Raw genomic sequence first — 15,064 nt, forward strand, 5'->3', positions numbered from 1 at the left:
GTGGGAGAGGTGTAGAATATGGAAAAACAAGAATACAATGCTTGCGAAACTTTAATTCATGTTTGTGCAAAATGTAAAAAAGATGAAAAAATTCTTATCGTGACTGACCCGGATAGTTTACATATTGCACAAGCTTTGTGGAAGGCGGCTGCAGAATTTCCAAATCGTAGCTTGATTATGATGCCTACGCAGACCATGCATGGACAGGAGCCTACGGCTTTAGTTGTTGCGGCAATGTTAGAAGCAGATGTAATTTTCAGACCTACGAAGTTTTCTATTTCTAGTACTGAAGCAAAGCGTAATGCCTGTAAGAACGGAGCAAGAGATTTAAATTGTTCAGACTATGATGAAAGGATGCTTAAGTCTGGCGGGCTGTATGTTGATTTTGAAGCGCAAGAAGAAAATGTGACCAAAATGAGCAAGTTGATTGAGGGAGATGATGTAGTTATTACGTCTCCTGCAGGAACTTATTTTACTGCTAATATTACAGATAGAAAAAGTTTTCCGCAATATGGTCGCAGTGTAGTTGCGGGGCAAACGTCTTCACCACCTGACATTGAATGTGCGATTGGCGCGAATGTAGGAACAGCAAATGGGATAGTATTTATTGATGGCAGTATTCCACATCCGCGACTCGGACTTATAACAGAACCTATTCGATTAGAAATCAAGAATAGCCGTATTGTTAAAATTGATGGTGGTGAACAAGCTAAAATTCTTTCTGAAATTTTAGCGGAGTATGATAATCCTAGCGTATATCATATTGGTGAAATTGGCGTGGGGATGAACCCTGCTTGTGAATTAACAGGAAGAATGTTAGAAGATGAAGGTTGTGCGGGTACAATTCACTTTGGAATTGGTGATGATAGAGTTTTTGGTGGAAATAACGCATGTCCTATTCATCTAGATGCAGTATTTAAAAATCCTACAATGTCTGTAAATGGAAATATAATATTACAAGATGGTAAGTTAAATTTAAAATAAGGAGAGGTTAATTATGAGTATGAAGAATTATCCACAAGGTTTGTTGTTCTCAGATGAAATTCAGAAGCAGGTAAGAGAAAAGTTTTGTAATGTTGAGAGTGATAGTTTTGGAAAACGCATCTTTTTCGAGAATTCGGGTGGCTCGTTACGTTTGAAAGCGTGTATTCAAGCAGTAGCGGATATAGATTCACATCCAGACTGCCTAGGTCGTCATCAAGCACAAGCAGATGTCTTGGATGCGATAGTCAAAAAGGGTTATGAGGATTTGCGGATTATATTTAATACTCAAAAAGGATCGATTATAACTTATCTTTCGGCTTCACAGGTTATGTTTAATATTGTAGGAGCTATTGCTCATAATGTTAAAGGGAAAAATATGGTGGTCTCGGTACTGGAACATCCTTCAGGTTTTGACTCAGTAGAATATTATGCAAAACAAACTGGGCGAGAACTTCGTGTGTTACAAAGTAATCCAGCTACTGGGTGCATTGATGTCGATGAAGTAATACGTAATGTAGATAAAGATACCGTATTATTAAGTTGCATGTATTCTTCTAATACTACTGGTGGTATCAATGATATTGAAAAAATGGTTGAAGCAGCTCGTGCAATTAATCCTGATGTCTATATCATCGTTGATGCTGTTCAACATGCACCTCATGGATTAATTGATTTGAGTAAGTTAGATATTGATGCTATGGACATTGCACCATATAAGTTTTTTGGCTGCAGAGGATCAGGTGTAGGTTGGGTATCTGATCGTTGTGCAAAATTACCGCATAATCGAATTCTTTGTTATAGCGAAGATACATGGGAACTCGGCAGCACAGCACCGCACGTGTTTGCAGGCTATAGTGCAATCGTAGATTATGTATGTTGGCTTGGTTCACAGTACATTGATAGTGCGGATAGACGTACTTTGTTTGAAGAAGGTATCCACCGTATCGAGTTGCAAGAACGGGGGCTTTTACACCGAGCATTGGAAGGGACAGCAATGTTGCCAGGGTTGCGTAGTATTCCTAGTGTTCAAGTAATATGCGATAATCCTGATTTGACACAGAGAGATTTTATACTTCCAATTACTTTCGAAAACCTGGATGTCACTACAGCTGCAAAGGAATATATTAAGAGAGGTATTTACGTATTTGAACGTAAATCGCCTAATCATTATTCAAAGCGCATCGTCGAATCATTAGGTCTTGATGGTGTTATTCGTGTATCGCCGATACATTGCAATTCACCTGAAGAAGTTGATGCTTTTTTGCGGGCTACAATGGAAATTGCAAAACTATAATAGATGTTGCATAAATTACGTTTACTAATATTAATAAGTTAGGAGTAGCTAATGATGAAAGCAGTTGTACTTGATGGATATACTTTGAATCCAGGTGACTTGAGTTGGGCTAAATTAGAAAGCTTGTGTGATCTTACTGTTTATGATCGAACTGGGTATGACGCTAGTAGTATGACAACCATTATTGAGAGAATTCAAGATGCAGAGATTGTTTTGACAAACAAGACCCCTATAATGGCAGAGGCTATTCGTGCTGCTACCAAGCTTAAATATATTGGTGTATTAGCTACTGGCTATAATGTAGTAGATGTTGATGTAGCAAAGGAACAAGGAGTTGTTATTACTAACATTCCAACATATGGAACAGATGCTGTTGCACAGATGGCAATTGCTTTACTTTTAGAATTATGTCATCATGTTGGAGCTCACGCAGAGGCTGTAAAGCAAGGGGAATGGACTAATAATAAAGATTGGTGCTTTTGGACGCATCCACTCATTGAACTTGCAGGAAAAAATATGGGCATAGTTGGTTTAGGAAGAATCGGACAGACTACAGCGAAAATTGCACAGGCTTTTGGTATGAAAGTACTAGCGTATGATAGTATGAAGTTGCCAGAATTAGAATCACAAATTTTGCAGTATGTTGAGCTAGATGAATTGCTTTGTAAATCGGATGTAATTTGTCTCCACTGTCCGTTATTTGAAAATACCAACGGAATTATTAACAAAGATAATATTTCCAAAATGAAAACAGGAGTTATGATTATTAACAACTCCAGAGGTCCACTAATTGTAGAAAAAGATTTAGCTGAAGCCTTAAATAATGGCAAAGTTGGAGGGGCGGCGCTTGACGTCGTATCTTCTGAACCTATCAAGGCAGATAATCCATTGCTGCAAGCGAAAAATTGTCTAATTACTCCTCATATATCATGGGCGCCTAAAGAAGCGCGACAACGTTTGCTAGATTTTGCGATTGATAATATACAGATGTTTATTGAAGGTAAGCCCATTAATGTGGTGAATCGTTAATCATGAAAAATATATTCGACGAACAAAAGCGAAAGCTTTTAATGGAATGGTGCCTGCGCCATTCCATTTTTTGTGTGTAAAAAAATATTACGGATAATTCCAAGCCGTGGGTCGAGAGTTCGAATCTCTTCACCCGCTCCAGTAAATTCAAGCCTTTCAGCGTTTAGCTGAAAGGCTTTTTTAGTGCTTAGTGGCTTATTAGGGTTCTGACGCAAAAAACAAAAGCATGCTATGATCTTCCTAAAAAGTCAAAAATCGAGGTAAAGAGAATGTCATAGGATTTATTTAAATGGAAACATTTTGAGTCAGAAATTATAATGTTGCGCGTTCGCTGGTACCCTAAGTATCCGCTCAGTTACAGAATGCTTGTTGAGATAATTGAAGAGAGAGGTTTGAAGCTAACCCATACAACAATTATGAGATGGGTTCACCAATATTCAGCAATAATTGATGAAAGAATAAGAAAACACCTTAAGCCAACAAATGATTCATGGAGAATGGATGAAACCTATCTTAAAATTAAGGGCAAAAATGCATATTTATATAGAGCGTAGATTCTCAAGGAGATACCATCGACTTTTTTGTATCTGAACATCGTGATAAAGATGCCGCGAAGAAGTTCTTTAAAAAGGACTTTGTGAAAAATTTGCACCAGAATCGTAAAATGATAGTAAGTTAAAAAAGGTTAAGCCGCTCAGTGATGGACGGTTTTTGTTATGACCAAAGAAGAGGAGCGGTTTTCACTTAATTTACATACTATATATAGAATAATGTTAAAGAGAGGTGATATAATGAACAGCGTTGAAACCGATCGTAATTGTTTTGAGTTTCATCATGAATGCCCTAATTGTCATAGTAAATGTCACAAAGATTGTCATAAATGCCCATCCTGTAATCATGATCTTCATCACGACTGTGGTTGTCATGAAAAATGCGAGAACCATGAGTGTCATAACAATTGCCATCATGAATGCGAGTGCCCTAAATGTCATCATAAATGCCACAAAGATTGTCATAAGTGCCCATGTTGTGATCATGATTTTCATCACGACTGTGGTTGTCATGAAAAATGCGAGAACCATGAGTGTCATAACAATTGTCATCATGAATGTGAGTGCCCTAAATGTCATCATAAATGCCACAAGGATTGTCATAAGTAGCGAAAAAATATATATGTAATCGTTAATGACGTTAAAGCACCCTTCGGGGTGCTTTTTATTATGCCAAAAATGAGGTGATAAATTGAAATGCTACACAGTGTGCGCCTGTAATATCAGTAATGATTGTATGCGTGATACCAAGGTGCAAAGACAGGGCGGTGCAAAAGATAAAAAAAGTAAGGTTAAAAGGTAAACCACTATCGCAACTCAATACAGACATACACGAACGTGACGGTCATATCTGCATAATACGCGGGTGAAGAAATATGACATAGTTTAAAATTCATATATTTTTGAATGATAATAAAATGCCATTGCGGTGTCATGAAGTGTAATAGTGTTTTATCGGAAGTTACCAACATATAATCCACAATTCACACAGGGTAAATCCTATACTAGTAAAAGGACAACAGGTAACAGTAGAATTAATAGATCGAGTAAATGAAGAAATGTCAGAACCTTTGATTTTATTGACTTCGTAGCACTAAATAGAAACAGTAAAAATCCAGTTTTCCAATTCCCAAGCCGTGGGTCGAGAGTTCGAATCTCTTCACCCGCTCCAGTAAATTCAAGCCTTCCGACGATTTGTCGGAAGGTTTTTTTAGGTGCAGGAAGGCCATAAAATTTATTAGAAGAATTTTATTTACGTGCAGAGGGCTTTAGTATCATCAGCTACTCGGGTTGTTTCCATTTTTGAGACTAAAAAAGTAGCAGATGGTTACAATTTAAATCCTAGGATAAAAAACTATAAAAATTGACACACGTATTTATTAATACTATAATGTATACATATTTAATAAATAAAGACTGTGATAGAGAGAGTATCTGTTAATAAAACCGAGCAGAGATAGGATGTCACCGGCTGAAAGCATCCTTTCGGAGTTAATAGAGAAGACCACTCTTGAGTTGCGTGCTGAACGGATATGATTTTTCATTTTCAATTAAGCATAGCCGCGCACCTTGCGTTATCGAGGTTTTAAAGCGATGCCCAAAGGATATTATTCATTAGGCATAAGCAGGGTGGAACCGTGTGATTAAAAGCTCTCACCCCTGATTTTTCAGGGGTGAGGGCTTTTGCTATTATAAAAGAAGAAAGAGGTGTTGATGGTGATTAGTGTAAAGCTAAAGAATGGAAATCAAATAGAGGTGCCGTTCTCTACCACTTGTGCTGAAATTGCTAAACAAATTAGTTCAGGGCTTTCAAGAGATGCGCTTGCTGCTGAAATTAACGGAAAGGTGGTGGATATAACTACCACCATCAATACGGATTGTTCGCTGAATGTTATTACATTTGACGATGAAGCTGGTAAAAAAGTGCTGCGTCATACTGCTTCCCATGTTCTTGCCCAAGCTATCAAAAATCTTTATCCAAAGGTAAAGCTTGCCATCGGGCCTGCAATAGAAAATGGATTTTATTATGACTTTGACTCAGATATTCCATTTACATCTGATGACTTAGGTAAAATAGAAAGGTCGATGAAAGGGATAATCAAACAAAATCTTACCCTGGAGAGCTTTGAGCTTCCGCGTGAGGAGGCATTAAAGCTTGCAGAGCAGCTTAATGAACCGTACAAAGTAGAATTGATTAATGAACTACCTGATAACGAGCCGATCAACTTTTATCGACAGGGCGATTTTGTTGATCTTTGTGCAGGGCCCCATCTTCCCAATACTGGAATGATAAAGGCAGTGAAACTTACTTCCTGTACAGGTGCATATTGGAGAGGCGATTCCAAAAACAAAATGCTCCAACGCATATACGGGACAGCATTTACTAAGCAATCTGAGTTAAACGCCTATCTGACTGCAGTGGAAGAAGCAAAAAAGCGTGACCATCGTAAAATTGGCAAAGAGCTTGATTTGTTTTCTATAGATGAATATATCGGTCAGGGGCTTATCCTTTGGCACCCTAAGCTTTCTGTTGTCCGTGAGGAAATAGAGCTTTACTGGCGTAAGGAACATCGCAGGCGTGGATATGAGTATATTTATACTCCCCATATTGGTCAAAGCAATCTTTGGGAAACATCAGGGCATTTAGATCATTTTGCGGAAGGTATATATCCTCCAATGAAAATGGCAGCCAAGGACGAAGAGGAAAATACGACCTATTATGTAAAACCTATGAGTTGTCCTTTCCATGTGCGGATGTATAAGACAAGACCTCGCAGCTACCGAGAACTTCCCATTCGATGGTGCGAACTTGGTAGTGTATATCGTTTTGAAAAATCAGGCGCTTTGCATGGCATGTTGCGTGTACGTGGCTTTACTCAGGATGATGCACATATTGTTTGTACAGAAGATCAGTTTGTGGATGAGGTCAATAGCGTTCTTGACTTTGCCCTTGATATGAATAAAGCATTTGGTTATGACAAACTTAACGTATATCTTTCTGTCCGTGATCCTCAGGATAACGAGAAATACCTCGCCAATGAACCTGTGTGGCAACTGGCAGAAAGCACACTGGAAAAGATCCTCAGCGATCGTGAAATCGTGTTTAAAAAAGATATTGGCGGTGCTAAATTTTACGGTCCCGCAATTGACTTAAAAGCAGTGGATGCTATGGGACGGGAATGGCAGGGAACAACGATTCAACTGGATATGAATTTACCTGAGCGGTTTGGAATGACATATATCGGTTCTGATGGTAAAGAACATACACCTATCATGCTGCATAGAACTTTGCTTGGTTCAATGGAACGCTTTGTTGGAACGTTGATTGAACATTATGCTGGTGCCTTTCCTCTGTGGCTTGCACCTGTTCAAGTAAAGATCTTAGCCATATCTGAGAAAAATCATGAATATGCTAATAAAGTGCTGAAAATATTAAGAAATGAAGATATAAGGGTTGAACTTGACGACAGGAGTGAAAAAATCGGCTACAAAATTCGTGAAGCCCAACTAGGTAAAATACCATATATGCTTATACTTGGTGATAAGGAGCAAAATGAAAATGTGGTTGCTGTCAGAAACCGTAAAAATGGTGAAACTACAGTAATGAGTATTGAAGAGTTTCGTTCTTTAATTTCAGGAGAGATATTTTATAAAAGTTAATTGATGGAAGGAGGAGTATATTAGAAATGATTTGCCCTCCTTGTCCTCTTACAAGAGTTCGGTAATCATGCGGTTTCACGACTGCATGATTTTTGTTTTTAGATTCATATCCCATAAGGACCAGCGATTCTATCAGCCATCTTTTGATCGTGACCGGGTATGGCATGTGCATAAATATCTAATGTGACAGAGGGTTTGCTGTGACCAAGGCGACGTGACACTTCAATTACTGGCTCGCCATTGGCTAATAAAATGCATGGTAATACGTCTAATAACTTGGGACATAAAAAAAAGGCCCTCTCGAAGAGAGCTATAAAAAGATGGGAAAGATGTGTTTAACGCGTGAGTATGCGCCAAGATAATTATTCCCAATAAGTAGGGGTTATATACATTAGAGCGTGAGGGAGGGGTGAATGATAATTGGATGGAAAATGGATATTGAAGCTTGAAATTATGAAACAAAAAGAAAAAGCCCGAAAGCTCTTTCTTAAAAACCTTGCAACAATGGACGTTAACGGCGTGGGAAGCATTGCCTAGGGAAGCAAAACTGCCTAGGGAAACAAAACTGCCTAGGGAAGCAAAACTGCCTAGGAAAGCAAAACTGTCTAGGGAAACAAAATTGTCTAGGGAAACAGAAGCGTCTAGGAAAACAAAAGCTACGAGGAGAGCAGACAAAACCAACGCCAATAAATTGTCGATCATCTTCTTCCCTGAAATCATCTTCCCAATCTTCAATTTCAGGATCATCCCAATTATGATCCATATTGTAGGATCACCTCCTAATTTACATAGAAACTCTTTTATACATAATATGCTCTATAGTAAATTAGGGTGACTAATCAGTTTCAATTATTATTAGAGAGGGGAAGGCATGAAATTTAGTTCAACAAATACGCCGCTAATGACATCGCAAATAAGATAAGTGTAGCTGATTTAACACAGTGGCAATCGATTGAATTCCCCATCGAAATCATTCCTTTCCATTTATTTAATAAAAATATTCTATCCTGAGATAATTCCATTCATGTAAGGAAAAACAAAGATAAAAATATGCTAGAGCGTGAGGGAGGTGTGACAGTGAAAACCGTTAATAAAAGCGTTTGGAGTTGTAGCATTAATAGCAATTTAAGTGTAATATAGGCGACAGTTTTTTGACTTTAGCTGTGATAAAATGATAGTAAGTTAAAAAAGATCGAAAAGAGGCACCCTTCGGGGTGTTTTTATTTATGCCTAAAATAATTATATCTTTCCAGTTTAAATATTATTATCACAAGAATGTATATCAGTGAAAGCCGATATACAGGAAACACACAATTGATGATAAGAGTTCTTTGGCTATATTGGTTTAATATAAATCAATCATAAAATAACGGGAGGACTAATTATGAACAACGTGAAGGAAAAAGACGGAGTAATGTATGATAGTTTTAATGGAAATTCTAGTGTTACTAAGAAGTATCCAATTGAGGTAACAAGCCTTGCGATAGTCAATGACGGAGCTGCTGATATTGAGCTGGATTTAGGGTATTGCAAAGTAATTGTAAAACCCGATGAGGTATTCGATGATAACATCGTTCCTCAGCAGAGTATTACTATCATTGCAACAGATAAGTTCCGTTGTATTGTAAGGGGTGAGTGCTAATGTCTTGGTTTAAACAAAAGAGTATAGGAACGACTCCAGGGATGACTGACCATGCTAAATTAACCAATCTGGAATACGATAAGTCTGGTCATATTGGATTTCAGAGGCAGGTATCCGTTTGGACTACTGGTCTGCAGTATCATGTAAATGATTTGGTAACGAATAACGGAGTGCTATATCGTTGTATTATTGATCATACATCAACTGCCTTAGCTATAGACACGGCAAATTGGGAGTGTTTGACTTCTACAAGTGCCGGCGGACAGGGAGTGATCCAACGCATTACCAGATTAAATGTAACTGCACCAAAAACAGTAGATTTATCGGGGCAAATGGGCTTAGTGCAGGCAAGAATCTTTATGGCCGGGACTGAAAGCACGCAAATTGACTGTGATTTTAATAATATTGATGCTAGAGATTTTACCATTGATGGGCAACCTGGTGAACTATCTCCGAACTACGTTTGGGATGGGACGATGCGGCCTCAGATAGTATATCAATCATCGTTTCCGGTACATAGATTGATGGATACAGGAATGTATTCGGAAAGTGGTTGGATTGATCATAGTAAATTTAAGAATGTAGAGAAAGTCGAGGTGCTAAACGTATGAATGTAAAATATGTAAAGCTTGTTGTTTTGAGGACATATTTGGATAGAGGTTGGTATCTGCCGACCATTCAAGAGGTTGAATTTTACGATCAAAGCGACATGAAAAAAGTACCTTCTTCCACCAGTTCGTCGTTAACGTATAATGGTAATAATGCAAATTTCTCTTGCGATGGAAACACATCAAGTTCACAGTTCGGCGTAGTTCTCTATAATCACAGTGAATATGAAGAAGGCTATGTGGTTTATTCCTTTTCTGATGAATTCGATTTGAAGAAAATTAACGTATATGCGCAAGTTTATGGTGTTGGGTACACTCCCCCAAGAGATTATAAATTACTTGTTTCAACGGATGGCACCAATTTTACTGAAGTTCAGAGCTACGTGGATAGGCCAAAAACTGGCTATATCGACACAACGACAATTTTGCCAATGGAGAAATTGCTTATTTTAACAGCCGACCAGAAAGTTTATTTTTTTAGTGTAGACAAATGGCAAGAAGTATCTGCTGATTGGTCTGTTCTCAATGATGCACAGAGAAAAGCATTGTTGGTTAATGGAATGAGCACTCTACCGCCTGCGTCGGAGTTGGCTAAACTTGGAATATACAAAATACTGCGGTTTACTCTAAGTACTCCAACTTTAGCGCCACAGCTAAAACTGACTGCAGTATCCATTGATCAACTGATTTTACCAAAAGGATTGATATCTGCAACAAATCTGGTACATCTGAAAAAAGTTGAATTAACTGGTACATACAGCGGACAAGGGACTATGCATGTCGTTGTGACTACCGATGGTAAAGTGTATCTGACATGGGATGGCACTGCATTCGTTAATTGCATTAATGTAGATGGATTGACATTGCAGAAATGGGTTTCCAATGCATGGGTTGACACTAATCGAGCAGGTTTGGCGGCTCATATAAAAGCGAATGGTATTACCCCATCTGTTCTTGCTGGCATTCCGATGGCGTCATGGGATAGTCTGATTCTTGGCAAAACGGGCTATGGTTTTGGCTATTTACCAACGATTGAAGTAAGTACAGATGTTTGTGCAAATGATAAAGTTACCGTTACGCTCATTAAGAACGGTAAATATCGTAAAGCTGTGCATCCAATCGAATATGATATAGAGTATGATACTATGGATCATGTTATATTAAAGGAATCTGGTGATTGGGAAATCTTACATATCAGCTAGAATTTAATGGAGTATTATTTTAAGCCATTGGGAGTGAGGAGCAATCTTCACTCCTTTTACGTTGCGAAAGCATCCTTTGGTATCAAGGAAGTAGTTGCACAGTAAGGGCCAAGAGGCTCTATTTTTGTACCTATCTCAATCTGGCCATAATTGTACGGATAAAAGCGAGGGGTTTAATTTATTGCAAGTCTTGAATGTAAGTAGGTGGGAAGAAATTTTTATGGGGGTTGGATATTGGATTTTCAGCGTGAAGTGTTAGATCGCATGATTGTATTAGAAACTAAAATGGACGTAGTAATAAGCGGTTGCCCAACGTGCAAAGCGAAAGTGGATGCAAATGAAATAGCGCTTACAAAGACAATTGAGAGTACGAAAGCAGCTCATCATCGAATTGATGAAGTGTATAAAACAGCGGGATACATTTCGGCAGGTATTGGGCTAATCCTACAGGTTGTAGCATTTGCAGTACAAAATTTTAAGGGGGTGCATTAAATGGCAATAACAAACGAATATCAAATTGCGTTATGGGCCGTTGGGATAATCCTAGCGGCTAATATGTTAGCTATGGGGCTATTTGTGATCTATGCAAAATTGCCTGAGAGTAAAACGAAAGAGGCTATTCGGAATATCATCTTTGAGCTAGATCGGTTCGTTGACGATATGGAGAATGCCGATAAACGAAGAGTAGCAATCCAGCAGATAAATGAAGTTCTAGGATGGCGAAAGTTAATTATTCCAAGTGCCTTGATAGGCTGGATCATAGATACGGAAGTAGCCACAATACGCAAAATGCAAAAGGCTACGAACACACCGAATTTACATGGGGAGGAATAACAGCATGAGAATAACAATAAACGGTGGACATTATCCAGGAGAGGACAGCGGAGCAGTTGGTGTTACTGGGTTGCAAGAGGCTGTTGTGGCAAGGGATATTATGCAACGTGTTTTTGGTTATCTTCGTAATGTAGGTTATGACGTGCTAAAGGTGCAGGAAAACGAACTATATCAAATTACCGACGCATCCAATGCTTTTGGTGCAGATTTATTTGTATCAATTCATTGCAATGCGGCTGCTAACACGGAGGCAAAAGGGACTGAAACATGGTACTGCAATGGATCGGTAGGCGGTGAGAGACTAGCAACGTATATTCAATCTCAAATAATTAATGCGATAGGTACTGTTGATAGGGGCATTAAAAATGCTACGCCTCATGTCAACGGCCTGTATGTATTAAGTAATACGGATGCAGTGGCGGTGTTAGTTGAAACGGCTTTTATTTCTAATGCAGATGATGAAGCATTATTAGCAGATGAAAGTAAGCGTAATCAGTTTGCGGCTGCCATAGCTAGGGGAATTACTGATTATGTAGGTGGAATCTAAGGAGGGATAATATGATAAAATTGGAGGATGTTAATTTTGATAAGAAAACTATTATTATCATTGCCATTGGCTTGTTTATTGTTGGTGTTCTCGGTTGGTTTATGTTCGGCAGGGGAATACCGGATACAGGAAGCGCAATTGACCAGACTCGATCAAATCTTTCAACAGTTGGAGACAAACAACAATCAGCTATTGAAAGACTTGACGTTATCGAAAACGGACTTACAAACAGCGCAGACAAAGCTTGTGCAATATCAGCAGGAATTGGCAATACTACAAAGTCAATTAATAGCGTTGAGGGAAGAATCACAGAGAGCCAAGACAGACTTAAATCAAGCGCAGGACTCATTACAGAAGGCAAATCAATCCTTAGACAAGTACGAGAAAGAGGTCAAGTCGGAAATTAAAGGATTGAAATTACAGAGAGATATAGGATATTTAGTCGCTGCATATATGGGATTTAAAAAATAGCTATTCCCTGCAATAACCACATAGAACCCACTACGCCTAGCGAAGAAGCGGACCAGAGTGAGACATAATATCAAAGCACCGTCTTACCTTAATTGGTAGGGCGGTGCTTTTGAGTTTGTATGTAGATATAATTTACTGCAACATTAAATTATGGCTTTTATAAAATATAATTGAAAAATAATTTACATTCAGTAGTTTAATTAATAGTTGCTACGGAATGTGTATTAGTGAAAGCCGATATACAGGAAACACACATTAAAAAGAAGAGTTCCTTAGCTATATCGGATTATTTGAAAAAAATTAGGGAGGAATATTACATGTCTTATAATCCAGATTCACCGGCAAATGCGGTGGCAGAAGAGATTCGTGAAAATTTTAGAGCATTAAAAGAAGATAGGATTGTTGCTGCAGCAACTACAACAAAGTTAGAAACAGCAAGAACTATTAATGGAGTATCTTTTGACGGTACAGAGAATATTATGATTACGCAAGTAAACGGAAAGGATATCACTACAATTGATGAGATACCAACAAGTTTACCTGCAAATGGTGGAGATGCGGATACTGTCGATGGTAAACATGCTGTTGAATTCGCGCCAGCAGGGTATATCCCACCAAATGCCACTAAAACTACAGATGGTTCAATGAGTGCTGCTGATAAGGTAAAACTTGATGGTATTGAAACCGGTGCCCAAGTTAACCAAAATGCTTTTTCTAATGTAGTGGTGAATGGTACAACCATTCAAGCAGACAGTCAAACTGATATATTGGAATTAGCAGCAGGAACAAACATTGCGCTAACTGCTGATACGGTAAGCGAAAAAGTGACGATTGCTGTTATTGGACAGGTAGCAAGTGCGGCGCAGGCTGATAGTGCAACAAATGCAGATACTGCAACAAAATTAGCAACAGCTCATACGGTTAACGGTGTAGCTTTTGATGGTTCTGCAGATATAACTATCATAGCAGAAGCTAATGGTGGGAATGCTGATACAGCTACAAAACTAGTTAATGCAAGGACTATTGCGACTACAGGTGATGTTATGGGGGTGGCAACGTCGTTCGATGGTAGTGCAAATATCTCTATACCAACTACGTTGGCTGCTAGCGGTGTAACAGCAGGATCATATACTTCTGTTACCGTTGACGCGAAAGGAAGGGTTACTGCGGGAACGAACCCGACAAGTTTAGCTGTATCTGTAACCGGTAATGCTGCTACAGCAACTAAATTAGCTACAGCTAGAACCATATCTCTTGCAGGTGATGCCACAGGTAGTACAACATTCGATGGTTCAGGGAATGCAAGTATAACTGTAGATGTGACCAGTGCAGATAGTGCAGCCTACGCAACAAGTGCTGGTAATGCAGATACACTTGATGGCCATCATTGGAGTGAAGTTCAAGATGCAATTGCAACTAATAATTTTGATACTGGCCATAGTTTTAATGCTAACGGTTATCAGAAGCTTGGAAGCGGTTTAATTATCCAGTGGGGGAGCTTAACAGTTCCTATTAATCAAACAAGTACGTCATTAACATTTCCAATTCCGTTTCCAACAGCATGTTTTCAAGTGCAGGCGACTATAGATTATAAGAGTATAGTAAGTGGTACTTTAGCTATATATGCTACCAATATTACTGCGAATGGTTGTACACTTATTGGTGATTATGATGTCGATAGTGTTACAAATTCAAAAGGTAATTGGTTTGCAATCGGATACTAAAATCATACTAGTGATTATTTTCTGGTTGACAGGTAGCCTCGGCTACTGGGATTTTCTTTATTTTAGCTAAAAAAGAAAAGTTGGGATTGAAAAGTATGTTTTAATATAGTAAAGCACCGTCTAACCTAATTGGTAGGGCGGTGCTTTTGATTTTGCATATGGATATAATTTACTGCATCATTAGATGATAGTTTTGTACGGATAAGACTGTTGCCGTTGTGCCTTTCGTGGCGAGGCGATTTTTAAAATTTTTAAACATCTGCTACTTGATTTACAGGTGTTTAAACTCTATAATTATAGACGAACATATGTTCTTTATATTCCGTATGAGGTGTTGAATGTGAGTAAAGTTTTCTTGAAAATCATAGCAGAGCATTACATAGATGGTAAAGTCAGGCCAATAACTATCAAATGGGAAGACGGGTCAGTATTTGAAATTGATACAGTTTTAGAGATGTGCGACAGGCACTATCATTGAAGGGCGGTGGTCTAGGAATACGGTATACTTGCAGGATCTG

At 38.5% G+C, this 15,064-nt stretch carries 13 protein-coding genes, 1 pseudogene and 1 other annotated feature; all 14 genes and pseudogenes read left to right on the forward strand.

The annotated features are described in order from the left end of the window. Positions 1–18 precede the first annotated feature (18 nt). Positions 19–984, forward strand: coding sequence for an aminopeptidase (locus UFO1_RS22665; RefSeq protein WP_038674424.1), 966 nt, complete (start codon positions 19–21; stop codon positions 982–984). 13 nt (positions 985–997) lie between these two features. Beyond that, complete coding sequence (locus tag UFO1_RS22670; RefSeq protein WP_038674425.1) at positions 998–2,278, forward strand: aminotransferase class V-fold PLP-dependent enzyme; 1,281 nt, start codon at positions 998–1,000, stop codon at positions 2,276–2,278. A 54-nt stretch (positions 2,279–2,332) separates the two neighbouring features. Then, complete coding sequence (locus tag UFO1_RS22675) at positions 2,333–3,307, forward strand: D-2-hydroxyacid dehydrogenase (RefSeq protein WP_038674427.1); 975 nt, start codon at positions 2,333–2,335, stop codon at positions 3,305–3,307. Positions 3,308–3,624: 317 nt separating this feature from the next. Beyond that, positions 3,625–3,986: pseudogene (locus tag UFO1_RS25900) on the forward strand (IS6 family transposase). A 122-nt stretch (positions 3,987–4,108) separates the two neighbouring features. Beyond that, entirely contained in the window at positions 4,109–4,486 is a 378-nt protein-coding gene (locus tag UFO1_RS25020; RefSeq protein WP_144390913.1) for a hypothetical protein, read from the forward strand. A 781-nt stretch (positions 4,487–5,267) separates the two neighbouring features. After that, positions 5,268–5,522: a binding site (T-box leader), on the forward strand. A gap of 49 nt (positions 5,523–5,571) precedes the next feature. Continuing rightward, positions 5,572–7,518, forward strand: a complete 1,947-nt coding sequence (thrS, locus tag UFO1_RS22685) for a threonine--tRNA ligase (RefSeq protein WP_201771042.1) — start codon at positions 5,572–5,574, stop codon at positions 7,516–7,518. A gap of 1,384 nt (positions 7,519–8,902) precedes the next feature. After that, positions 8,903–9,160 (forward strand): hypothetical protein, encoded by a 258-nt coding sequence (locus UFO1_RS22695; RefSeq protein ID WP_038674431.1) that lies wholly within the window; start codon positions 8,903–8,905, stop codon positions 9,158–9,160. After that, on the forward strand, positions 9,160–9,771 hold the full coding sequence (locus tag UFO1_RS22700; RefSeq protein WP_038674432.1) for a carbohydrate-binding protein: 612 nt from the start codon (positions 9,160–9,162) through the stop codon (positions 9,769–9,771). The genes UFO1_RS22695 and UFO1_RS22700 overlap by 1 nt, the downstream gene beginning before the upstream one ends. Positions 9,772–9,869: 98 nt before the next feature. Beyond that, a complete protein-coding gene (locus tag UFO1_RS22705) occupies positions 9,870–10,970 on the forward strand; it encodes a hypothetical protein (protein WP_144390914.1) in 1,101 nt (366 codons plus the stop codon). 234 nt (positions 10,971–11,204) lie between these two features. Continuing rightward, the gene (locus UFO1_RS22710; RefSeq protein ID WP_236639283.1) at positions 11,205–11,462 is read left to right on the forward strand and encodes a hypothetical protein; all 258 of its coding nucleotides are present in this window, start codon (positions 11,205–11,207) and stop codon (positions 11,460–11,462) included. Further along, positions 11,463–11,804, forward strand: coding sequence for a hypothetical protein (locus tag UFO1_RS22715; protein WP_038674435.1), 342 nt, complete (start codon positions 11,463–11,465; stop codon positions 11,802–11,804). A gap of 4 nt (positions 11,805–11,808) precedes the next feature. Further along, complete coding sequence (locus tag UFO1_RS22720; RefSeq protein ID WP_038674436.1) at positions 11,809–12,351, forward strand: N-acetylmuramoyl-L-alanine amidase; 543 nt, start codon at positions 11,809–11,811, stop codon at positions 12,349–12,351. Between the two features lie 11 nt (positions 12,352–12,362). Further along, entirely contained in the window at positions 12,363–12,758 is a 396-nt protein-coding gene (locus UFO1_RS22725) for a hypothetical protein (protein WP_038674438.1), read from the forward strand. Between the two features lie 381 nt (positions 12,759–13,139). Beyond that, a complete protein-coding gene (locus tag UFO1_RS25595; RefSeq protein WP_051789054.1) occupies positions 13,140–14,546 on the forward strand; it encodes a hypothetical protein in 1,407 nt (468 codons plus the stop codon). Positions 14,547–15,064: the final 518 nt, after the last annotated feature.

Origin of the sequence: Pelosinus sp. UFO1 (assembly GCF_000725345.1) — a bacterium.
Lineage (GTDB): Bacteria > Bacillota > Negativicutes > DSM-13327 > DSM-13327 > Pelosinus.

What these genes read in the sequence shown, in the direction of transcription:
- UFO1_RS22675 (WP_038674427.1), top strand. Translation starts at nt 2,333, where the DNA reads ATGAAAGCAGTTGTACTTGATGGATATACTTTGAATCCAGGTGACTTG.
- thrS (WP_201771042.1), top strand. Translation starts at nt 5,572, where the DNA reads ATGGTGATTAGTGTAAAGCTAAAGAATGGAAATCAAATAGAGGTGCCG.
- UFO1_RS22725 (WP_038674438.1), top strand. Translation starts at nt 12,363, where the DNA reads ATGATAAAATTGGAGGATGTTAATTTTGATAAGAAAACTATTATTATC.
- UFO1_RS22705 (WP_144390914.1), top strand. Translation starts at nt 9,870, where the DNA reads ATGAAAAAAGTACCTTCTTCCACCAGTTCGTCGTTAACGTATAATGGT.
- UFO1_RS22695 (WP_038674431.1), top strand. Translation starts at nt 8,903, where the DNA reads ATGAACAACGTGAAGGAAAAAGACGGAGTAATGTATGATAGTTTTAAT.
- UFO1_RS22715 (WP_038674435.1), top strand. Translation starts at nt 11,463, where the DNA reads ATGGCAATAACAAACGAATATCAAATTGCGTTATGGGCCGTTGGGATA.
- UFO1_RS22720 (WP_038674436.1), top strand. Translation starts at nt 11,809, where the DNA reads ATGAGAATAACAATAAACGGTGGACATTATCCAGGAGAGGACAGCGGA.
- UFO1_RS25595 (WP_051789054.1), top strand. Translation starts at nt 13,140, where the DNA reads ATGTCTTATAATCCAGATTCACCGGCAAATGCGGTGGCAGAAGAGATT.
- UFO1_RS22665 (WP_038674424.1), top strand. Translation starts at nt 19, where the DNA reads ATGGAAAAACAAGAATACAATGCTTGCGAAACTTTAATTCATGTTTGT.
- UFO1_RS22700 (WP_038674432.1), top strand. Translation starts at nt 9,160, where the DNA reads ATGTCTTGGTTTAAACAAAAGAGTATAGGAACGACTCCAGGGATGACT.
- UFO1_RS22670 (WP_038674425.1), top strand. Translation starts at nt 998, where the DNA reads ATGAGTATGAAGAATTATCCACAAGGTTTGTTGTTCTCAGATGAAATT.